We start from the raw sequence: 20,768 nt of genomic DNA, 5'->3' as shown, positions 1-20,768 counted from the left end.
AACTGTCCAATGCGATTATGCCTATGAATCAACAAGCAGAAAACTTAAATGACATTAGAAATGCAGTACGTGATGTATGTAAAAAATACGACGGCGTATATTGGCGCTCTCTAGAAAAGGAGGGGAAATACCCCGAAGAATTTGTCGCTGAAATGACTGATTTAGGATGGCTTTCAGCTTTGATTCCAGCGGAATATGGCGGGGGAGGGATGTCTGTCACTGAAGCGAGTGTGATACTAGAAGAAATAAATCGTTCTGGCGGAGATTCTGCGGCTTGTCATGCCCAAATGTACATAATGGGTGTGATTTTGAGGCATGGTAACTCATACCAGAAGCAGAAATACTTGCCGTCTATAGCAAACGGTGAACTTAGGCTACAGGCGTTTGCTGTAACCGAGCCCGATGCAGGATCAGAGACAACAAGAATACAAACCACTGCAGTGCGCAGCGGTGACAAATATATTGTAAACGGGCAAAAAATATGGATTTCTAGGGTTGCTCAATCAGACTTGATGCTATTGCTGGCAAGAACGACCCCTTATGAAGAATTAGAAAACAAGACTGAGGGCTTATCTGTATTTGTTGTGGATATGCGTAATGTAGGTAAACAACTGGAAGTACGCCCGATAGATATGACTTTTAATCGACACACGAATCAATTATTTTTCGACAACTTAGAAATACCTGCAGAGAATTTGATTGGCGAGGAAGGAAAAGGCTTTCGCTACATCATTGACTCGTGGAACGCAGAGAGAATTCTTATAGCTGCAGAAGCAATTGGGGACGCCAGATTTTTCATTGAGAAAGCAGCAGATTATGCGTCCAATCGTATAGTTTTTGGTAAGCCGATAGGTGCAAACCAGGGAGTCCAATTACCTATTGCCCAGGCGTATGCTCATACTGAAGCAGCGGATTTAATGAGATTTGATGCAGCAGCTAAATTTGATAGCAATGAGCGATGCGGGGCAGAGGCAAATATGGCAAAATTTTTGGCTGCTAATGCGGCATGGGAGGCAGGTAATGCCTGCTTGAATACATTCGGAGGGTATGGATTTGCAAAGGAATATGACATAGAGCGTAAATTCCGTGAAACTCGCCTGTTTATCACCGCACCCGTAAACAATAATTTGATTTTGGCTTATATAGGTCAAAATATTTTGAAAATGCCGAGGTCTTACTGATGCAAGAAGACCTTTTGGCTCGTTCATTCTTATACGTTCCCGCTCACAAACCTAGAATGATAGAGAAATCACTTTCACTTCCTGCAGATATAGTTATATATGATTACGAAGATGCAGTTCCTCCGGCAGAAAAAATCTTCTCACGCTCAGTTTTGAAAGAGAACTTACCCACTATTCCGCCTATTGGTTCCTCGAGAAGGTATATTCGCGTAAATCACCCGAGGCATGTGGATCTCTTTAGAGATGATATAGATGCAGCTTTGAGTCTGAATATTGAAGGCATAGTAGTACCCAAAATGGAAACAGTGGATCAAGTGCTACATGTAAGTGCAGAAATAAATTTCTTAGAACAGAAGCACAGTATTGAGCCTGGTAAGACGAGGATGATTGTCCTGATTGAGAGTCCATTAGGCGTCGTGAACGCCTATAATATTTGCTCAGCGGATCCACGTATCATTGCAGTGCAGTTTGGTGGTGAAGATTTTTCTCGAGAAATGGGACTACCGCTAGTCAGGACAAGAGAAGATAAAGAGCTTTTGTACCAGAGATCGCACGTGGCAAATGCTAGTTCTGCAGCGAATGTTCAATCCACTGATGTTATATGGACTGCACTTGATGACTTAGAAGGATTGCAGCAAGAAGCCGCCCAAGCTCGTCGTTTAGGATTCACATCAAAAGCGGCAGTACACCCATCGCAGATTGATATTATCAATAACGCATTTAATCCAACTCCTGAAGAAGTGGCTTACTCGAAAGAGGTAATTGGCGTTCTGGAAAGGGCTATAGCCGAAGGAACTGGGGTTGTTAATTACAATGGGGTTTTTATCGAAGAACCTGTCGTGGCTCGTGCGAGAAGGACAATTGAACTAGCTGAACGATTTGGCCTAATTTGATTCTATTTATAGAGTAAAACCTGATCAAGGATGGTGAATCATGAAGAGTAATCACGAAGACGCCCTAACTCCTGGGGAGTTCATTGAAGTCCTTGAGCAAACTCGGACTGAATTCCTTAATGGAAAATCTCCATATAGAGGAGATAACCTCACAGGAAGAACCAAGCTTGAAATTGCAGAATCTAAACGTAAGTTTCACCAAGGTGGTGACCCAAATCATAGGTTCGAAGGTGAGAGATATTTAAACACACCTAATAAAGAGATTAGGCGGAAGCAATTACGTAAATTAATTGACGAAGGAGGGCAGACTACTGTTGGAGGACCGATGCCAAGCCACCCAACGTTGGCACGTTGGCATTCCTTAGAAATGGGTTTATCTGAAGAAGAAATAAATGCACTTGAAATGGAAGACACACCTCCAGAAACGCTTGTAAAAGATGGATTTTGGTTTGATTTACAACGGTCTTCACATTGGGCAGTTGCATTAGGAAGTGCACTTGTAGGGGAAGGATCGAAACGGTTGCCGGGAGCTGTCGAGCATTACGAGAAACTAATCGAAAACGCTCGTGAAGAGTATGCCCGAATGGGCATCAAGGACATTGATAAGGCGGTGCAATTAATGATTGAGCATGCTCCCTTCGGCGCCGATATGGAGCACGCAATGTTCGGTGAAGAAGTCGTACGTGAAAATGCGACTACTACCGAATTGCAAAAAGCGATACTTAAGGCTTTTATACTCACGATGCAAAGAAACGCAAAAGGGAAAATTTAGTTATGGGGAATCAAACTCCATTTGGACCAAATGAGCTGAGCAAACCACCTGTGACTGGAGCGGCATTCATAGCGTTTTTACATGAAGAAAAAAAGAGAAAATGCTCAAATCCTCCTCCTTTCTTGCAAGCAATGTACGACAGTAATTTAACCCAAGAAGATCTTATTATGTGGGTAAAAGACTTGTACCCGTACTGGTCTGAGGCCCTTGTATATTCGATTGGTGCAATATACATAAAGACCAATGATGAACCCTTGCGTACGCAAATGCTGAGAAGGATGGTCGACGTTGAAGGGAAGGATGTAGTTGAGGATTTAACTGGCTGGAACACTCCTTCGTATGAAGAATTATGGCTCCAATTTGGAGAATTACTGGGTGTTGACCGTAGTGAGGTTCTTCAATGGAATCAATTTACGCGCACGTATTTTTCTATGAGGACGTTGATGACGTACTCTCGCTATTGGGACTGGAGCTGGCTGGATGGTATTGCAACGTGGTATGCGGCGGATCTCTATTGGATTGATCAGTTTACAAAAATACAAAATGCATTGAATAACAATTATAAAATTCCAAACCAATTGCAGCTTTTTATCAATGTTCTATTGGAGGACGCGCAATCGCATATTCACTGGGAAGAAGAAGGGCTGCGCTACTGGGCTTGCACTACGGAGCGACAGTTAAGTGCTTCGCGAGCGTTTAGAGAGAGATTAGATATCGAATATCAGCTACTTGTAGCATTGGATGAGGCTCGCAGTTCAGGCTCATTACCGTTCCAGGTTCCTACTGCAAATAGTTATTCATTAGACTAATTAAGCAGCGAGGAAACTATTGCGTCACCGATGTCCTCTGTCGATGCGGAACCTCCTAAGTCCCCTGGAATCGTCTCCCCCAGTCGCAAAATATTTTCTGTCGCACTTTCAATCTCATTTGCAGCTTCGCTCTCGCCAAGGTGGCGAAGCATCATTGCTGCAGAGAAAATTGTCGCCATTGGGTTTGAAATCCCTTTTCCTGCAATGTCAGGGGCACTTCCATGTACTGGCTCGAAGACAGAAGGGAATTTTCTTTCAGGGTTGATATTTGCGCTAGGTGCAAGGCCCATACTACCTGTAATTATTGCTGCAATATCTGTCAGTACATCTCCAAATAAATTACTTGCTACAACTACGTCAAAGGACTCGGGCCTTCGAATGAAATTCATACAGGCTGCATCTACAAGTAGTGATTCTGTTTCTATGTCTGGATACTCAACGGCGATTGAATCAAATATTTCATCCCAAAGTACCATTCCGTAGCCTTGAGCGTTTGATTTAGTAATAGATGCTAATTTTTTCTTCTTATTTCGAGTTCTGGAAAGTTCAAATGCATATCGAACGACCCGTTCAATCCCTCTTCTGGTAAATACTGAGGTTTGAATTGCAACCTCGTCGGGGAATCCCTTGTATTGGAACCCTCCTACATTTGCATACTCACCTTCGGTATTTTCTCGTATGACCACCATGTCGATATCTCCTGGTTTTTTGCCAGATAATGGAGACTCAACTCCAGGGAGAAGAACACTTGGTCTTTGGCAGACATATTGGTCAAATCCGCGTCGCATCGGCAAAAGTAACCCATTTAGTGTGACATGGTCTTGGATGTCGGGATGACCAACAGCGCCAAAAAAAATAGCGTCAAAACCAGATAATGCATCTAGTCCGTTGGAATCCATCATTTTCCCATGCTTGAAGTAGTAATCTGATCCCCATGGGAATTCGGTGTATTCGATTTGGAATGGGAATTTTTCTTGAGCAGCACTCATGACCTTAATTCCCTCTTCGATTACTTCTGTTCCTATACCGTCTCCTCGAATGACAGCAATTTTGTAAATTCCCATAAGCCCTCAATAAAAAATTATTTATAGGATGCTAACTCAAATCGATCAATACTTCATAATTTGGAGATTAAACCCTAAGAACCAAGAGATGATAATCTCTGCATAGTACAAAAAAGGAGATAGCAAGTGGGTATAAAAACAGGATGGGAAGGAAGATTCCTGGAGGATTTTGAAATTGGAGATATCTATCGCTCTTCCGTAGGTAGGACTTTACTGGATGCAGATAATACTTGGATGACATTACTTACAAATAATGACAACCAGATTCATTTCAATACGGAGTATGCAAAGAACACGCAATTTGAACGCCCACTAATGAACAGCTTAGTCACATTAGCAGTTGTAACTGGGCTTACTGTCCCAGATATCAGTAGAAACGGAATTAACCTTGGCTGGGACAAAGTCCGGCTGCCACACCCAGTGTTTGCAGGTGATACTCTTTGGTCAGAGACGGAAGTTATTAATATCAGAGAATCGAAATCCGACCCAAGGCGAGGAATCATTCATATCCAGACCAAGGGTATACAGCAGGACGGCGCTACTGTGATTGAGTTTGAGCGAGATGTAATGATATGGAAGCGAAAACATGCTCCTAATGTCGGTGTATTTCCTCAATCATCCTAATTAAAGGAAAAACTATGAGCTACAAGAAAAATGAAATTACAAACTCCTTAATTGACTACGCATTGAATCTAAAATATGAAGATATTCCTCCGGCTGTGATTGAGCGAACAAAGCAAATGTTTCTTGATTATTTGGGAGTTGCTTACGGAGGGCTAGTAGCCGCCGAATCTTCAGAGCCCATTATCCAAGGAGTCCTCGATTTAAGCAGAGGTTCAACCGGTGATTGCACAGTTCTTGGTCGTAGTGAAAAATTACCTGCCCAGTACGCTTCGTTACTGAATGCTACTTTTGCTCATAGTATGGATTTTGACGATACCCATCGTGACGCGGTGATTCATATTGGCACACCACTATTTTCAACTTTACTTGCTTTAGCTCACGGAACTGAGATATCGGGTAGAGATTTTCTAACTGCAGCGGTGGTCGGGTATGACGTTACAGGGAAAATAGGGAAGGCTCATGGCGGTCAAGTTCATGCCCGTGGATTTCACCCTACTGCAACCACAGGTATTTTTGGATGTACAGCTGCCGGAGCACGGCTCTTGGGTTATACAAAAGAGCAGACCGCCAATGCATTGGGTCTGAATATCAGCCAAGCATCTGGATCCACACAATTTTTGGAAAATGGATCTTGGAACAAAAGATTCCATACCGGATGGGCCGCTCATAATTCAATAGTTAGCCTAATTATGGCCCGCCATGACTACTTAGGCTCATCTTCTCCGCTAGAGGGATCTCAGGGTTATTTTGAATTGTACGCTAATGGCTCTAATGAAGCTGATCGATCACTTGACAAGCTTGGGACAGATTTTGAAGTGATGAACACTGCAGTTAAGCCCTATCCGTGTTGTCGATATAGCCATGCAACTATTGACGCTGTAACAGATATGGTTGTTGCTGAAAACCTAGCCACTACCGATATCAAATCGATAGGCATCACCATGGGTTCTACTGGCTACGGCCTAGTTGGATCTCCAGCAGAAATGAAGCGTAAACCAACGAACGTTGTGGAAGGTCAATTTAGTGTTTATTTTGCAGCTGCCGCATCTGCAAGATCCGCAGCATATTCATGGTCCGATTATGAAAAAATGCATGACTCAGAAATTCAAAGATTGATGGAAGAAACAACGGTTAATTTAGAAGAATCCTGGGGAGCTGGCATGGAGTCTGATGTCGAGATCCTTCTTACAGATGGCCGTAAATTACAGCGAAGAGTTGAATACCCAAAAGGGGAGCCTGAAAACCCAATGAGTTGGAAAGAAATGACCGGGAAATTTAGTGAATGGGCAGGTATTGCACTGGGGCTGGAAAAAACTGATGTAATTGCTTCTCAAGTTACTGAACTTGAATCAATAGTAAACATGGACGACTTGATCTCCAGCTTAAGTAAATAGTATTGGCTTAGCTAAGATCTTCTGCGGCTGAAGTTCCGGCAATTTTCCCAAATACTGAGCCTTGCATTAGGCCGGCACCGCCTGCGTAATTATGATAAAAAAGACCTCCGACTAGTTCCCCCGCGGCATACAGCCCATGGATAGGGGTATCAGATGTATCCATTACCTGAGCACGTTCATTAATTTTCAATCCGCCAAACGTGAAAGTGATGCCACAAGTCACCGCATATGCTTGATAAGGAGGGGAATCAATTGGTAAAGCCCAATTACTTTTTTCCGGAGAGGCTCCATGGGTACGCACTCCGTCCAATACTGTTGGGTTGTATTCTCCCGGTTGGCATGCCGCGTTGTACTCAGTAATAGTTCGAACTAAACCTTCTTGATTGATATCTAATTGCTGGGCCAATTCTTCGATAGTATTAGCTTCGCCTTTTGTAACCTGTTCTATTCGGTACTCGTCCCTCAATAAATGTAAAGTTTTTTGGTCGAAAATTTGATAAGCAACTCGTTCAGGTTGAAATAAAATTTGCTTGCCATATTTTGCATAGGTGTAATTCCTAAAATCAGCACCCTCGTCAACAAACCTTTCTCCATGAGCATTTACTATGAGCCCGAACGGGTAGGAATGCTTTTGATATAGGTCTGTGATTGATCGGTTGCCAAAATCCGGCGCATTGAGATCCCATGCAACTGCATGGCATCCACTGTAATGGCCGTAAGCTTGCGCGCCAATTTCAAACGCCATTCGATGACCATCTCCGGTGTTGTACCGAACGCCTCTTACTTTCGCTAATTCCCAACCCGGACCAAGATATCGTGCACGCATTTCAGGGTTTGCTTCAAATCCTCCGCATGCAAGTACTATGGCATTAGATTCCAATTTAATAATCCCACCGGGGTTGCGAACGGTTACCCCCGCCACTTTTCCTGAAGTGTCCTGCTCTAGCTTCATTGCCGTATGGGCATATTTGATTTCTACTCCGCGCTCAATGGCTATTTCAAATAATTGATCTGATAATCCTTTTCCTCCACCCACAGCTTGCAGGCATAACCCTCCCCAAAACCTAAATTTATTGTCTACTTTAAAAGCCTGATGCGTCCAGGATGGTACGAAACGTACACCTTGTGCATACATCCACTGCATAGTTGGGAATGATTGCCTTACTAAAGTATTAGCCATTTCTTGATCAGATAGACCTTCTGTGACTCGCATAAGGTCTTCAAAATATTTTGCATCGGTATATGAGCCTACTTCCATGACATCCAGTTCGGCTTGAGATAAATCTGGAACTAAAGCGATTACATCTTCAATACCTTTGTAAGAGAAGCGAATTGCTCCGCCAGTAAAGTAAGTGTTGCCACCACGCATTGGCTCTGGTGCTTTCTCCAGTACTATTACTGATTTATTTTGTTCTCGTGCCGCAATTGCCGCACATAGGGCAGCGTTTCCTGCTCCAACTATAATTATGTCTGCATCGTAATTACTCATGGTTTGTAGATTAGCAGAGGAATCTTAAATCAGTAACTACTAAATGTTTGACATGAGGTATGCGCCCGCGTAATGTCGCGAGTGTATCAACATCATTCTGGAGGAAGAAATGGCAGAAAGATTAAAACTAAGCTTTGTTTCCGCAAGGAATGAGAGGATTAATCAATTACTTGATGGGCATATTAAGCCTGAGGGAGTTGATTTAATTTGGACTAATTCTGATCCTTCCGAAACATTCTGGAGACAACTGAAATTTCATGAATTTGAAGTTTTTGAAATGTCATTCTCCTCTTTGCTTATTGCAAAATCACAAGGAAATGACATGGTAGGTATTCCTGTTTTCCCCTCGAGACGATTCATGCATGCGCTGCTATCAGTAAATGTAGACTCTGGAGTCGACAGTGCAAAAGACTTATATGGAAAACGCATTGGGGTGGGGGAGTACCAACAAACAGCATCACTATGGACTAGAGGCGTTCTACAGCATGACTTCGGAGTTGATCAATTTAGTGTTGAATGGTGGATGGAACGTTCAGAGGAGTTAAGCCATGGTGGTGCCACTGGTTTCAAGCCAATGGATGGCATCAATTTTAATAGAATCCCAACAGATAAAAGTTTGGCTACAATGCTTGTACGCGGAGAGATTGACGCCGCATCTATTGGTCGAGTATTTACTCCTGAGAAAAACGTTATTGATCGCTCTACCACTATTCGTCCGAGTCCCGAAGAACTAACTAAAATAAAACCGCTTTTCCCTGATTTTATAAGTGAAGGTAAACGCTTTTTTGAAACTCATGGTTATATTCCTGCTAATCATTGCTACGCAATTCGAGGAGATATTTACCGACAGCATCCATGGCTGGCATTTAATTTATATGCTGCATTCGTAGCTGCAAAAGAAGCTTGGTATAAAGAGCTTCCAAGTAAAATTCCTACAGATTTGGTTTTTGGGCCACAATATATGAATCAAACGAGGTCAATTTTTGGACAAGATCCCTATACATATGGAGTACGGGATAACGAAAAAATGATTAATACGATGATTGATTTTTCACATGAGCAAGGATTTATCCCCAGGAAACCAGGGATTGACGAACTGTTTGCAGAACAATTGTTAGATTTGTAAGCAAGAAAGGAACAAGTAAGATTATGTTTGAAAATACTAAGGTTATTGATTGCCACGGGCACATGACTACTCCGCCCGGCTTTCGCGGGGCAATTGCAAATTGGGTTTCACAGAACACGGGGCCAAGCAATCATGGGGCATTTCCTGAACTATCTGATGAAGCGATGGCAGGTGCGAATAAACGCCATTTGGATATGCTTGATGATCATAGTATTGATTACCAATTGATTTCACCGAGGCCTATAGCTATGTGGCATTGGATGCGCCCTCATCTCCAATATGACTGGGCTCATTTTACCAACGACACAATTGCTCAAATAATGAGGCTATGGCCAGAACGATTTGGAGGAATTGCACAATTACCTCAAAATCGAGATTTGGATGGATCCCATTTAGTGGAAGAGCTTGAGCGTACTGTTACGACAATGGGATTCGTCGGTGCTTTAGTTAACCCTGACCCTGGAGGGGACCGCCTGACACCTGGTATGAATGAAAAATATTGGTACCCGCTCTACGAAAAGGCGCAAGAGTTGAATGCAGTGTTGATGATTCACCCATCCATGAGTTACGACAAACGATGGGAAATTGTCCCTGCCAACTATCAAATGAATAATGTTGTGGAAGAATACATTGCGATGCAGTTACTTGAGCACGGACGCGTATTTGATGACTTCCCTAACTTAAAAGTGTTCATTTGCCATGGAGGAGGAGCACTCCACAGATTCATCAAAGAAGATTACCATCGTGGCAGTCGCGATCTAAGTAATAATTTGTGGTTTGACTCCTGTGTTCTTGAGAAAAACGTATTAGAGGCGATGATTAAGCAAAAAACACCTCAGCAAGTACTTTTTGGCACTGAAGCACCAGGCTCAGGAGGCGCGAAGCGACCTGAGTCAGGGCTTCCTAGTGATGACTTGGTTCCTGTGATAGGAGAGATGGAGTTTCTTTCGGACGAAGATAAGAAGGATATCTTTAGAGAGAATATTTTTAGAGCAGTTCCCTTGCTAGACCCTAACTTGCCGGGAGTCAAATAAAACAACTATAGATATGTACCCCAATAATGCTAATTAGAAAGATCATCCGATCTAATTAATTCAGCGTCATTAAAATGCATTAGATGCAGAGCTCGGTCTCCATCACCGGGCTCTACGTCATACGCGGCAACTGCATCGGTTAATACATGAGTTGAGTACCCAAAATTGATGGCGTCTATGACTGTATTCAGTACGCATGTATCCGTAGCGATCCCACCAATAAATAGGCGTGCTATTTTTTTTTCTAATAACAATTCCCTAAGCTGCGAATCGACGAACCCTGAGTAGGCATCAATATCTTTGTTCGAACCTTTCCTGACAATATTTGATTCCACTGGAAGTTGAAGGGATTCGTGAAAATCCGCACCACTAGTGAATTGTATGCAGTGGTCAGGCCATTGCCCATTTGCGGAAAGAAATGAAGAATGGTCTTTTGGGTGCCACTCCTGTGTAGCAAAGACAAAAGCTTTTTTTTGTATAAATTTTTTTGCCACCAAAGTTAATCTCTCTGCAACAAGTTCGCCATTTAGGACAGGCATAGTGCCACCGAGGCAGAAATCATTTTGAACATCCAAAATGATTAGGGCATCCGTACTTGAAATATTCATAACCGGATTGTATCAGCATGTTAGAATACAGGAGGAGTAATTATGGATTTCACTAAGCTTCAAGGCACTGGTAACGACTACATATATATGAATGCTTTTGAACAGGAAAAAGACTGGGCAGAAGTAGCACGAAAAGTTTCTGATCGACATTTTGGGATCGGGGCAGATGGGCTAATTATTGCTACGAATTCATCTTTAGCGGATGTTCGGATGCGAATGTTCAATGCAGATGGTTCTGAAGGAGAAATGTGTGGGAACGGAATTCGCTGCTTTGCCAAATATGTTCTTGAGAGTGATTTGGTGCAAGTGAACGAGAGACCTTTAGAGATTGAAACTGGGGCAGGGGTATTGAAAGTCATCCCTTTGAAGGATGGCTCCATTATTAATGGGGCTAGAGTAGATATGGGCCCTCCAATTTTTAGGTCATTAGATATTCCGGTAAACCCAGAACACCTTGGGCCAAGCAATTTTGCTCTATTAGACAAAAAAACCTTTTCATTGTTAAGCGTTGATCAAAACGAATTAACCTTTGATGCTTCGCTTGAAATTGAAGGCTTGGAGTTAATACTTACAGCTGTATCAATGGGTAACCCGCATGTTGTCGCGTTTTTAGAAGAAGATGTGTATCAATTCGATTTGACTAGAATTGGTCCATTAGTAGAGCACCATCTAGCATTTCCAAACCGAGTGAATTTTCACATTGTCAATGTAGTAAGTTCAGGCCAAATTATTTCACGAACATGGGAACGTGGCTCAGGAATAACTCTTGCATGCGGTACGGGAGCTTCTGCTATGGTCGCTGCCGGCCAGTTACATGGTTATTTGAGCGAACAAGTTGAAGTGGGTGTTCCTGGGGGCGATTTGACAATTAGTTGGTCAGGAGAAGGATCGATATTGATGGACGGTGACGCTGTTGAAGTTTTCTCTGGCCAAATTGCTCTTTAGTCGTACTCTTGCCGGGTAACACGTATAATCTCAGGTATATTTAAAAATTCCTTATTTGGAGGTTCGTAGACGATGCAGATAGCTGACAGGCTTAACCAGCTTCCACCGTATTTATTTCTAGAAATCAGCCGGAAAATTGCCGAGAAACGCTCGCAAGGTGTTGATGTAATTAGCTTCGGTATCGGGGACCCCGACGTCCCAACACCAGATCATGTACTGGACGGTTTAAAAAAGACCATTGACGATGCTCCAAATCATAGATATCCCGAGTCTGACGGCTTGCCAGAATTACGACAATCAATCGCAAGATGGTACGGCAACAGATTTGATGTTGAGCTTGAGGACAAAGAAATCGTTCCTTTGATTGGTGCAAAGGAAGGTGTTGGGCATATGGCCCTGTGCCTTATTGACCCAGGTGATATAGCGCTAGTACCAGATCCTGCTTACCCGGTTTACAGCGTTGGGACAATGTTTGCAGGGGGAACTTCTCATATGATGCCACTTCTGGAATCTAATGGGTTTCGCCCAGATTTATCATTAATTCCCGTAGACATTGCTAAAAAAGCAAAAGTTATGTGGATCAATTACCCGAATAACCCTACGGGTGGATTAGCTACCCCAGAGTTTTTTAAAGAAGTTGTGGCGTTTGCAAAGGAATACGATATTGCAGTATGCCATGATGCCTGCTATTCAGAAGTTACTTTCGATGGATACGTTGCGCCAAGTTTCCTGCAGACTGACGGAGCAAAAGACGTTGGAATTGAATTCCATTCACTATCAAAGACATACAATATGACTGGCTGGCGAGTAGGGATGGCTGTTGGAAATAAAGATTTAATTGACGCTCTCGTGCGAGTTAAATCAAACTTGGATTCAGGCATCCCCCAGGCTATCCAATATATGGGTATTGAAGCCTTGGACGTCACTACGAGTGACTGGCATGCAAGCAATAACGAAATATATCGCCGTCGACGTGATCGTGTAGTCGATACTCTTTTGAATATAGGTCTTGAGGTTAACCGACCCAAGTCAGGGTTTTATATCTGGGCCAAGTGCCCTGAAGGCTGGAGCTCTGCGCAACTTGCGACAGAATTATTGGATCAGCATGCGGTTGTCGTTACTCCTGGTAGAGGGTATGGAGAGGCTGGGGAAGGCTACATACGGTTGTCATTAACAACTCCAGATGAACGTGTTGAAGAAGGGCTAAAGAGGCTTGAAGGTTGGAAATTGCCTACCAAGCCTACCGAATAATTAGAACTTACCGTCTTGTTTTTCAAATGGGAAAACTTGTTTAGGTATGTATACGGAGTATAAGCCTTATAGCACGACGTAACATGACTGTTGAAACAGCACATAAACCTGAGAGAGCAATGCTTCTGGGGGTGGGCATTAAGTCACGCGCGGCAACTTGGCCGTTAGATGATTCACTTGAGGAGCTCTCGCAATTAGCTGCTACTGCGGGCGCTGAGGTAGTGGGTTCAATTACGCAGTATCTTGAGGCTCCATCAGTGACTTACCTTGGTAAGGGTAAGTTGGATGAACTGAAAACATTAAAAAGCGTAGTTAACTTTGAAACGGTAATCTGTGACGATGAATTAACTCCTACACAGCAACGTAATTTAGAACGTTCGTTCGATGGAATTGTGAAGGTTATTGACAGAACGGCGCTGATTCTTGATGTATTTGCCCGGCACGCACGTACTCATGAAGGAAGGCTTCAAGTAGAACTTGCGCAAGCTGAATACTTGTTGCCTCGCTTGGCTGGCCAATGGAGTCATTTAGAAAGACTGGGCGGAGGAATCGGAACTCGGGGCCCAGGTGAGTCACAAATAGAAACAGATCGCAGGTTAATTAATTTACGCATTCATCGGATGAAACAAGAATTAGAAAAAGTGAGAAGACATCGATCTCAATACCGGTCAAGGCGCTTTAGGAATGGAGTTCCAGTCATTTCGCTTTTAGGCTATACGAACGCAGGAAAAAGCAGTTTATTGAATGCTATTTCTAGTGCTGAAGTTCTTTCTCGGGACCAATTGTTTTCCACGCTGGATCCTGTAACTCGAAAAGTACGACTACCCAGTGGTAAGTTCGCATTGTTCACGGATACTGTTGGTTTCATACAGAAACTTCCTCCAACGTTAATTGCTGCGTTTAGGGCAACTCTTGAAGAGGTCCAAGAATCTAATATTTTACTTCACGTAATTGATATTTCCCATCCTAATGCAGCAGAGCAAGTAGAGGTTGTGGAAGCAATAATTGATGGACTAGGTATATCAAATAAGCCTCGAATTTTGGGCATGAATAAAGCTGATCTGCTTGACCCCGATGTAAGTCGGAGCTTTATCGAAGATATAGGCAGTTCAACTGCAGTGCTTACTTCAGCGGTTTCTGGTCTTGGCTTGGGAGAATTGCTAATCGCGGTTGAAGAAACAGTGTCTGAACTCAATCTTGGCTCAGGGGTTGAACCAGGCAAATTGCTTGCGATTGAATAATAGTTTATTACGACGCACTATTTATGTTATGTAAAGTGAAGGGTATTTTTGATTCACCTCCGATATAATTGATTATGTAGTATTTTTTGCTACTAACCTACGGAGTGTTTATGCCAACCTTATTATGGCAGTCTAGAATTCTTAAAATTGCATTTGTATGTACCTTTTGCTTTTTGCATATCGTTCTAAGTGCATGCTCGCAAGGCTCATCAATTAAAACTGATGAACTTGACGCTGTTATTGAGCGCTTACAGTCCAGCTTTATTGACCAAGACCTTCTCAATTCAGACGACCTGAACCGCGCTGCGATACAAGGAGTCATCGATTTTGTTGATGATCCCTACACTACCTACATGTCGCAGACCCGTGTAGAGCATTTCAATAGCGCACTGGAAGGCATGGCCTCTGACTTCGAAGGGATCGGTGCAAGCGTCACTGAACGTGGTGGGGAAATTGTTATTTTAGGCCCTCTTCCTGGCTCCCCAGCTCAGGAGGCGGGAATTAAACCCGGAGATAAGCTACTGGCAGTAGATGGAGATTTGGTTAAGGGTAAAACTTTGGATGAGGTGGTTACTCAAGTGAGAGGTCCTCAAGGTACGATTGTTCGTTTGACTATTTCTCGAGTTGGTACCCCCGTACCATTTAACATACAAATTCTGCGCCAGACTATTTCTATTAGTTCAGTGCTTGCACGCATGCAGAGTGATGACATTGGATATATTCAACTATCTAGATTTGATGCTACAACTGCCGAAAATTTCAGAACTGCTATTCAAGATTTAACGAACGCTGGTGCAAAAGGCTTGATAATTGACCTGCGTAATAATGGAGGCGGCCTTGTTACTGCGGCGGTTGCTGTTGCTTCCGAATTTATATCAACTGGCGAAGTATTACGCTGGGTAGAATCTAGTGGTGCTGAAACCGTAATGAATGTAACAGGTGAAGGAATAGCCTTTGATATTCCGTTAGTAGCCATAGTTAATAATTTCAGCGCTTCGGGCTCTGAAGTAGTAGTTGGAGCGTTACAAGATAATGGAAGAGCTAAGATTGTAGGAACAAGAACCTTTGGGAAAGGTTCAGTAAACACTTTAGAAGTTTTAGACTCAGGGGCAGGACTTTATATCACTATGGCTAGATGGTTTACTCCTAAAGGCCGACAAATTGAAGGCGATGGGCTTGAGCCTGATATTGTTCTAGGGCGCCCTTTGAATCCGAAAACATTGAGCGAAATAGGTACTCATGTTACTGATTTATGTGCAATTCATGCAGAATATTCAGTAAAAATGGAAGACTATCCTAATTTAGAAAAATCACTAAATCAGCTTTGTAATTACCAACCTGATATCGAACAGCAGAAGCTAACGGACTTGTTTCTTGATACGGCAGTAATTGAGATGGATAGGATGTTGAGGTCGTAGATGGCTTCTAAGAAAAAGAAAACACCTCAGAAAAATACTGGTTTGAACGACAAGCCTCGCATCTTAACAATTGCCGATAATCGCAGGGCTAGATTTGATTATGATATTTTGGATCATTTAGAAGCTGGGATAGCTTTAACCGGTACGGAAATTAAAGCTATCCGTGCTGGTCGGGTGAATATTAGAGATTCTTTCGCAAATATTCGAAATGGCGAAATTTGGTTGCATAACCTTCATATCGCGCAATGGCAGTCTTCTGGTCCATGGGGGCATGAACCTACCCGCTCGAGAAAGCTTTTGCTTCACTCTGATCAAATTCGCAAGTTTGGTCAGTCAGCTGGTGAAAAAGGACTAACTATTATACCAATTCGCCTTTATATCAAAGGGCACCATGCGAAAGTAGAAATTGCACTTGCCAAAGGTCGCCATCGATACGATAAAAGACGGGTAATTATGCAACGTGAGACAGATAGAGAAATTGCTCGATCAATCCGGCATCGTACGTACTAAGGTAGAAAATCTCTGATTTTTCGTACGTAGTACAATATATATAAATATATTAAGGGGATGCGTGGTTTCGACAGGGGATTAGTTTGGAAGGATTGCAGGTCGAGTTTGTCGCACACTCGTAAATCACGCGGCAAAACATTAAATGCCGACGAACAAGTCGCTCTAGCTGCGTAAATAACGCAACTACGTCTCGTGGACTAACCTCGACGGTCTATGAAGGCGATATATAGCCGAGGTGCAGTGGTTCTGTTGCCGCTGTGAACCACTTAAGATTTGGCGGCAGGTATTTAGGCAACCCGCCGGTGGGTTCGCCTGATGTACCATATAAACACCGGATAAACCTGTAGTATATCTGTACTAAACGTCTCTTGGACGGGGAGTTCGACCCTCCCCCATCTCCACCAAAACCAACTTAGGTAATCCTTGGGTTGCAGATACGGAGAAATGCAAGTGACAACGAAGATTTCAGAGAGTAATTCTAAGCGCGATGTTTTGTGCCCGAACTCACCCACAAATGCTCACCATTGGGTTCTGGGTATGCCCAGTGCGTCGATGGCTGGTATTTGTAAATATTGCCAAGCCTCGAGAGAATTTAAGCCTTTTGAAGAAAATGTTGGCTTTAATAATAGTCCGAAGCGAGGAAAAAGCGCTGAAGACTTTGATATAGATTAATCTTTCAGAGGGCTGGTAACGTTACTCTAATGGCCAGCCTCTTTAACAAAATCTGAAACTCTTTCGCCAACCATAATGGCTGAGACGTTTGTAGCACTGTGCGGGACAGTCGGAAATATGGATGCGTCTGCTACGAATAGGTTATCCATACCATGCATGCGTAACCGGTTATCTACTACTGCCATGGGATTAGAAGCTAATCCCATCATACAAGTACCAGAACCATGATGATGGCTGTCATAAGTTGACTGGGCGTATTCTGTCCAATCTTCGTCTTCAGATGGAAGCATTAATTTGCCGTAATATGGTTTCATAACTGAATCATCCATGAAGTTTCGTATGAATTCCATTACGTTTAGCATGTCTGCGATATCGTCTGGATGCTGCAACATTCCATCATCTACTATTGGAAGTTCATGGGGGTTAGTAGAGTTTAAGGAAATACGTCCTCTAGATTTTTGTTCCACAAGGTTCATAGCGACCGGCATCATTGGCTTAAGTCCTTCTACGCCAATAGGAGCTCTCATATAGATATGGAAATTCCCTACAGGTAGGTCTGGGTGTGTTTTATAAACTAATTGAAACCCTGCAACGACCCAGTCGGGAGAAAACTCCCCTGCCCCTTCAAAAGTCATATTTACTGCCGCATGATCTTGATAATTGGAGCCAATTCCTTCTAGGTTGTGGACGACTTTAATTCCATGCTTTTCAAGCTCAGATATTGGGCCAAAGCCTGAAAGCATTAATATTTGAGGACTATGGTATGTTCCTGCACTTAAAATAAAAGTGTCTGCGCCCGCTGTATGAATTTCATTTCCCTGTTCGTATTGTACTTCCGTCACGCGCGAGCCATCAGTTTTTATGCCTACAACCGGCGCATTATCAATAATTGTCAAATTCGCTCGGTCTCTTGCCAGCCCTATGTAAGCTACTGCGGTAGATTGACGCTTACCATCCTTAACATTAGATGCTGAAGGAGAAAGTCCGAACCTGGTCGGCACATTGCTATCAGGCATTATAGGGAAACCTAAGTTAGTTGCCCGGTCCACAAATGCTTGCATTGGTGGAGCTAGCTCACCATCATCAAATGATAATTTTCTCTGTACCGTTAGAGGTCCTTGATTGCCGTGATACGGTAAATGACCAAAATCCTCATCAGTTTCAATTCTTTTCAGAACCGGCAGGCAGTCCTCATAGGACCACCCCTGGTTTCCTAAAGATTCCCATCGATCTAAGTCATACTGTGTAGGCCTAGAGACGCCCATCATGTTCACTGACGAGCCACCTCCAAGCACGCGTCCACTTAGAGGAAAATATTCGCTCCCGTCAATCTTTCGCTTTGTGGGGTACATTACGACATACTCAGATTCAAGAATTGGTCGGTTATTCCCTTTTCCATCTGCGATCATTTCAGGGATAGGCTGCGGATCAGGTCCAGCTTCAAGCAATAAGACGTTACGACGAGGATCTTCTGATAGGCGTGTAGCAGCAACACAACCTGCAGAACCTCCTCCAATAATTATGACATCGTAAAATTGATTATTTTCCATGAATACTCCTTAAATTATGCAGAATCTTCGTTAATGAAATCTGAAACTCTTTCACCAATCATTATTGAAGTAATATTGGTATTTGCATGGGTTACCGTAGGCATTATGGATGCATCTGCTACGTATAAATTTTCAATTCCATGCATTTTTAGTCGATTATTTACTACAGACATGTTATTTGAAGACGGTCCCATCATGCAGGTCCCAACTCCATGATGGTAGCAATCATAAGTTGATTGGGCGTATTCAATCCAATCGTCACTGGGCCCAGGTTGCGTTAATCTTCCAAAATATGGACGCATAGTATCGTCATCCACGAAATTTTGTATAAATTCCATAGCCCTTTGCATGGCTTTTGTATCATCGGGATGCTGCAAGAGCCCATCGTCTATGATAGGTAATTGATCAGGGTCAGTGCTGGTGATGTATACATGACCTCTCGATTTTTGCTCAATTAAATTAGCAGCAAAAGGCATAAGAGGTTTCAAGCCTTCAATTACCATAGGTGCCCGCATATACAGATGGAAATCCCCATTGGGTAATTGAGGATCACTCTTATAGATAAGTTGTAAACCTGATACAACCCAGTCAGCAGCAAACCCTTCAGTGCTTTCAAAGACCATGTTAACTGCCGCGTGATCTTGGTAGTTATGCCCTACCCCAGGTAATTCGTGGACAATATTTATGCCCAATGGTTCAAGGTCTTCCTTTGAGCCTATACCCGAAAGCATAAGTATTTGAGGGCTGTGGTATACACCCGAACTAAGGACATAAGTATCAGCAGATGCTTCTTTGATTTGAGATCCATGCTTGTATTTAACGGATCGGATTTGGTTATTAACCAAATCTAAGGATAAGACTGGAGCATCTGCAATGATTGTTAAGTTTTGTCTTTCTCGAGCAGGGTTCAAATATGCTACGGCAGTGGATTGCCGGATTCCATCTTTGACATTGGATGCACCCATTGAAATCCCAAAAGGATTGGGGACGTTTCGATCAGGTAGCAATGGGTATCCTAGGTTTAAAGCTCGCTGCTTGAATGCTTCTTGCGGCGCATCAAGTGGATTGTCAAATGAAAGACGGCGCTTTACTGTCAATGGGCCCTTGTTCCCATGGTGCGGGGCGTTTGGGTAATCTTGATCACTTTCTATTCGTTTAAGGAAAGGTAAACAGTCTTCATATGACCAACCAGGGTTTCCTAGAGACTCCCATTTTTCTAAATCATGCTGAGTCGGCCTCACTACCCCCATCATATTCACTGACGAGCCTCCACCAAGTACCCGGCCGCTAATTGGGTAATATTCACTTCCATCAATTTTTCTTTCGGTTGGGTACATAATGACAAAAGGTGATTCAAGTATGGGGCGATTACTTGAGGTACCGTCTGCGATAATATGAGGGATTGGGTCAGGGTCTGGGCCAGCCTCTAAAAGTAAAACTTTTCTTGATGGATCCTCAGAGAGCCTCGTTGCTGCAACGCATCCTGCTGATCCTCCACCAATTACAATTACGTCGTAATAATTATTTTCAGTCATTACTCACACCTCAATAAATAGCGTGCATTTCTCATCTTGCTGAAGCATACTCTTGTTGATTAAAAATAAGTAATTTATTGGAGCATAGAATGTCTTTCCCTGGTTGGTACTCAAATTTTGTTTCTTCATTGATCATGTCAATTCCAGAGAACCTGGATGAGGACACTGCAAAAAAATGGATAGAGAACCCGGAAGGATTAAAAAAAATCCTTAACGAATTGTCGAATCCCACAATTCCAGGAACCTTGAAGAACGACAAAACTAATGACGGTTGGGAACTAATAAAAGATGTGCTTGAGCCAACTAATTTCTCTGTTCAGGAACTCCAGATTAATGCATTTGCAGAAGGGACAGAAGATATTATTGGCGACCCTATGGTTAATCTGATTTTAGAAATGAACGGACTATTAGGCCAATGGCAAGCTGAATACGCTTTAGAACATCAAGATCAATTGTCTGATGAATTCCAAAGATTTTCGTTAGTATTTCCTGGAACCGTCTGGAAAAGTCCCGACGGAAATCATCAAGTGCCTTGCCTCACTTACCGACAAGGCCAATGGGATTTGATATTTGGGATTTTGGAGGGGGGATTCGACTCTAGAGATGTAATGGCTAGTTTGGACTAAAAGTAACTGAAAAAGTGTAAGGAGTA

Annotated in this window: 20 protein-coding genes and 1 other RNA gene; 16 read left to right on the top strand and 5 right to left on the bottom strand. The window is 42.9% G+C overall.

Features of this window, described 5'->3' with window-relative positions; translation table 11 throughout:
* The first annotated feature begins 17 nt into the window (after nucleotides 1–17).
* The 4 genes from MK127_02950 to MK127_02935 are packed head-to-tail and all read left to right on the top strand — an operon-like array spanning nucleotide 18 to nucleotide 3,655.
* Entirely contained in the window at nucleotides 18–1,181 is a 1,164-nt protein-coding gene (locus tag MK127_02950) for an acyl-CoA/acyl-ACP dehydrogenase (protein ID MCH2531756.1), read from the top strand.
* Nucleotides 1,181–2,074, top strand: coding sequence for a CoA ester lyase (locus MK127_02945; GenBank protein MCH2531755.1), 894 nt, complete (start codon nucleotides 1,181–1,183; stop codon nucleotides 2,072–2,074). Before MK127_02950 ends, MK127_02945 begins: the two co-directional genes overlap by 1 nt.
* A gap of 40 nt (nucleotides 2,075–2,114) precedes the next feature.
* A complete protein-coding gene (locus MK127_02940; GenBank protein ID MCH2531754.1) occupies nucleotides 2,115–2,846 on the top strand; it encodes a hypothetical protein in 732 nt (243 codons plus the stop codon).
* A gap of 2 nt (nucleotides 2,847–2,848) precedes the next feature.
* A complete protein-coding gene (locus tag MK127_02935) occupies nucleotides 2,849–3,655 on the top strand; it encodes a hypothetical protein (protein ID MCH2531753.1) in 807 nt (268 codons plus the stop codon).
* Here the strand turns inward: MK127_02935 and MK127_02930 are convergent.
* Nucleotides 3,652–4,719 carry a tartrate dehydrogenase gene (locus MK127_02930; protein ID MCH2531752.1) on the bottom strand — a complete coding sequence of 356 codons (1,068 nt, stop codon included), beginning with the start codon at nucleotides 4,717–4,719 and terminating at the stop codon, nucleotides 3,652–3,654. The genes MK127_02935 and MK127_02930 overlap by 4 nt on opposite strands.
* A gap of 126 nt (nucleotides 4,720–4,845) precedes the next feature.
* On the opposite strand from MK127_02930, the gene MK127_02925 reads away from it, so the two are divergent.
* Entirely contained in the window at nucleotides 4,846–5,343 is a 498-nt protein-coding gene (locus MK127_02925; GenBank protein MCH2531751.1) for a MaoC family dehydratase, read from the top strand.
* A gap of 14 nt (nucleotides 5,344–5,357) precedes the next feature.
* Nucleotides 5,358–6,737, top strand: coding sequence for an MmgE/PrpD family protein (locus MK127_02920; protein ID MCH2531750.1), 1,380 nt, complete (start codon nucleotides 5,358–5,360; stop codon nucleotides 6,735–6,737).
* Nucleotides 6,738–6,744: 7 nt separating this feature from the next.
* Here MK127_02920 and tcuA read toward each other — a convergent pair whose 3' ends face one another.
* The gene (tcuA, locus tag MK127_02915; GenBank protein MCH2531749.1) at nucleotides 6,745–8,226 is read right to left on the bottom strand and encodes an FAD-dependent tricarballylate dehydrogenase TcuA; all 1,482 of its coding nucleotides are present in this window, start codon (nucleotides 8,224–8,226) and stop codon (nucleotides 6,745–6,747) included.
* 109 nt (nucleotides 8,227–8,335) lie between these two features.
* Here tcuA and MK127_02910 point away from each other — a divergent pair, with 109 nt between their 5' ends.
* Nucleotides 8,336–9,352 carry a hypothetical protein gene (locus MK127_02910; GenBank protein MCH2531748.1) on the top strand — a complete coding sequence of 339 codons (1,017 nt, stop codon included), beginning with the start codon at nucleotides 8,336–8,338 and terminating at the stop codon, nucleotides 9,350–9,352.
* A 23-nt stretch (nucleotides 9,353–9,375) separates the two neighbouring features.
* Entirely contained in the window at nucleotides 9,376–10,386 is a 1,011-nt protein-coding gene (locus MK127_02905) for an amidohydrolase (protein MCH2531747.1), read from the top strand.
* Nucleotides 10,387–10,415: 29 nt separating this feature from the next.
* Here the strand turns inward: MK127_02905 and MK127_02900 are convergent, their stop codons facing one another.
* A complete protein-coding gene (locus MK127_02900) occupies nucleotides 10,416–10,994 on the bottom strand; it encodes an isochorismatase family protein (GenBank protein MCH2531746.1) in 579 nt (192 codons plus the stop codon).
* Between the two features lie 42 nt (nucleotides 10,995–11,036).
* Here MK127_02900 and dapF point away from each other — a divergent pair, with 42 nt between their 5' ends.
* From dapF to MK127_02865, 7 genes are all read left to right on the top strand, one after another.
* The gene (dapF, locus tag MK127_02895) at nucleotides 11,037–11,939 is read left to right on the top strand and encodes a diaminopimelate epimerase (protein ID MCH2531745.1); all 903 of its coding nucleotides are present in this window, start codon (nucleotides 11,037–11,039) and stop codon (nucleotides 11,937–11,939) included.
* A 72-nt stretch (nucleotides 11,940–12,011) separates the two neighbouring features.
* Entirely contained in the window at nucleotides 12,012–13,190 is a 1,179-nt protein-coding gene (locus tag MK127_02890; protein MCH2531744.1) for an LL-diaminopimelate aminotransferase, read from the top strand.
* 83 nt (nucleotides 13,191–13,273) lie between these two features.
* Nucleotides 13,274–14,431 (top strand): GTPase HflX, encoded by a 1,158-nt coding sequence (gene hflX / locus MK127_02885; GenBank protein ID MCH2531743.1) that lies wholly within the window; start codon nucleotides 13,274–13,276, stop codon nucleotides 14,429–14,431.
* 110 nt (nucleotides 14,432–14,541) lie between these two features.
* Nucleotides 14,542–15,849: a S41 family peptidase gene (locus tag MK127_02880; GenBank protein ID MCH2531742.1), complete on the top strand. Its 1,308-nt coding sequence runs from the start codon at nucleotides 14,542–14,544 to the stop codon at nucleotides 15,847–15,849.
* Nucleotides 15,850–16,359, top strand: a complete 510-nt coding sequence (gene smpB / locus MK127_02875) for an SsrA-binding protein SmpB (GenBank protein ID MCH2531741.1) — start codon at nucleotides 15,850–15,852, stop codon at nucleotides 16,357–16,359.
* Between the two features lie 53 nt (nucleotides 16,360–16,412).
* Nucleotides 16,413–16,763, top strand: a transfer-messenger RNA (tmRNA) gene (ssrA, locus tag MK127_02870).
* A gap of 46 nt (nucleotides 16,764–16,809) precedes the next feature.
* Complete coding sequence (locus tag MK127_02865) at nucleotides 16,810–17,031, top strand: hypothetical protein (protein ID MCH2531740.1); 222 nt, start codon at nucleotides 16,810–16,812, stop codon at nucleotides 17,029–17,031.
* A 26-nt stretch (nucleotides 17,032–17,057) separates the two neighbouring features.
* Here the strand turns inward: MK127_02865 and MK127_02860 are convergent, their stop codons facing one another.
* Nucleotides 17,058–18,581 (bottom strand): FAD-dependent oxidoreductase, encoded by a 1,524-nt coding sequence (locus tag MK127_02860; protein MCH2531739.1) that lies wholly within the window; start codon nucleotides 18,579–18,581, stop codon nucleotides 17,058–17,060.
* A 14-nt stretch (nucleotides 18,582–18,595) separates the two neighbouring features.
* Nucleotides 18,596–20,116, bottom strand: a complete 1,521-nt coding sequence (locus tag MK127_02855; protein MCH2531738.1) for an FAD-dependent oxidoreductase — start codon at nucleotides 20,114–20,116, stop codon at nucleotides 18,596–18,598.
* An 89-nt stretch (nucleotides 20,117–20,205) separates the two neighbouring features.
* Here MK127_02855 and MK127_02850 point away from each other — a divergent pair, with 89 nt between their 5' ends.
* The gene (locus MK127_02850) at nucleotides 20,206–20,742 is read left to right on the top strand and encodes a hypothetical protein (GenBank protein ID MCH2531737.1); all 537 of its coding nucleotides are present in this window, start codon (nucleotides 20,206–20,208) and stop codon (nucleotides 20,740–20,742) included.
* Nucleotides 20,743–20,768 lie beyond the last annotated feature (26 nt).

The sequence above is a fragment of the Dehalococcoidia bacterium genome, assembly GCA_022449765.1.
GTDB lineage: Bacteria > Chloroflexota > Dehalococcoidia > Lucifugimonadales > Australimonadaceae > UBA2963.
The sequence above is the reverse complement of the archived record's forward strand: the minus strand, read 5'-3'. Positions and strand labels throughout refer to the sequence as shown.

What these genes read in the sequence shown, in the direction of transcription:
- MK127_02950 (MCH2531756.1), top strand. Translation starts at nt 18, where the DNA reads ATGCCTATGAATCAACAAGCAGAAAACTTAAATGACATTAGAAATGCA.
- MK127_02945 (MCH2531755.1), top strand. Translation starts at nt 1,181, where the DNA reads ATGCAAGAAGACCTTTTGGCTCGTTCATTCTTATACGTTCCCGCTCAC.
- MK127_02940 (MCH2531754.1), top strand. Translation starts at nt 2,115, where the DNA reads ATGAAGAGTAATCACGAAGACGCCCTAACTCCTGGGGAGTTCATTGAA.
- MK127_02935 (MCH2531753.1), top strand. Translation starts at nt 2,849, where the DNA reads ATGGGGAATCAAACTCCATTTGGACCAAATGAGCTGAGCAAACCACCT.
- MK127_02930 (MCH2531752.1), bottom strand. Translation starts at nt 4,719, where the DNA reads ATGGGAATTTACAAAATTGCTGTCATTCGAGGAGACGGTATAGGAACA.
- MK127_02920 (MCH2531750.1), top strand. Translation starts at nt 5,358, where the DNA reads ATGAGCTACAAGAAAAATGAAATTACAAACTCCTTAATTGACTACGCA.
- tcuA (MCH2531749.1), bottom strand. Translation starts at nt 8,226, where the DNA reads ATGAGTAATTACGATGCAGACATAATTATAGTTGGAGCAGGAAACGCT.
- MK127_02910 (MCH2531748.1), top strand. Translation starts at nt 8,336, where the DNA reads ATGGCAGAAAGATTAAAACTAAGCTTTGTTTCCGCAAGGAATGAGAGG.
- MK127_02905 (MCH2531747.1), top strand. Translation starts at nt 9,376, where the DNA reads ATGTTTGAAAATACTAAGGTTATTGATTGCCACGGGCACATGACTACT.
- MK127_02900 (MCH2531746.1), bottom strand. Translation starts at nt 10,994, where the DNA reads ATGAATATTTCAAGTACGGATGCCCTAATCATTTTGGATGTTCAAAAT.
- dapF (MCH2531745.1), top strand. Translation starts at nt 11,037, where the DNA reads ATGGATTTCACTAAGCTTCAAGGCACTGGTAACGACTACATATATATG.
- MK127_02890 (MCH2531744.1), top strand. Translation starts at nt 12,012, where the DNA reads ATGCAGATAGCTGACAGGCTTAACCAGCTTCCACCGTATTTATTTCTA.
- hflX (MCH2531743.1), top strand. Translation starts at nt 13,274, where the DNA reads ATGACTGTTGAAACAGCACATAAACCTGAGAGAGCAATGCTTCTGGGG.
- MK127_02880 (MCH2531742.1), top strand. Translation starts at nt 14,542, where the DNA reads ATGCCAACCTTATTATGGCAGTCTAGAATTCTTAAAATTGCATTTGTA.
- smpB (MCH2531741.1), top strand. Translation starts at nt 15,850, where the DNA reads ATGGCTTCTAAGAAAAAGAAAACACCTCAGAAAAATACTGGTTTGAAC.
- MK127_02860 (MCH2531739.1), bottom strand. Translation starts at nt 18,581, where the DNA reads ATGGAAAATAATCAATTTTACGATGTCATAATTATTGGAGGAGGTTCT.
- MK127_02855 (MCH2531738.1), bottom strand. Translation starts at nt 20,116, where the DNA reads ATGACTGAAAATAATTATTACGACGTAATTGTAATTGGTGGAGGATCA.
- MK127_02850 (MCH2531737.1), top strand. Translation starts at nt 20,206, where the DNA reads ATGTCTTTCCCTGGTTGGTACTCAAATTTTGTTTCTTCATTGATCATG.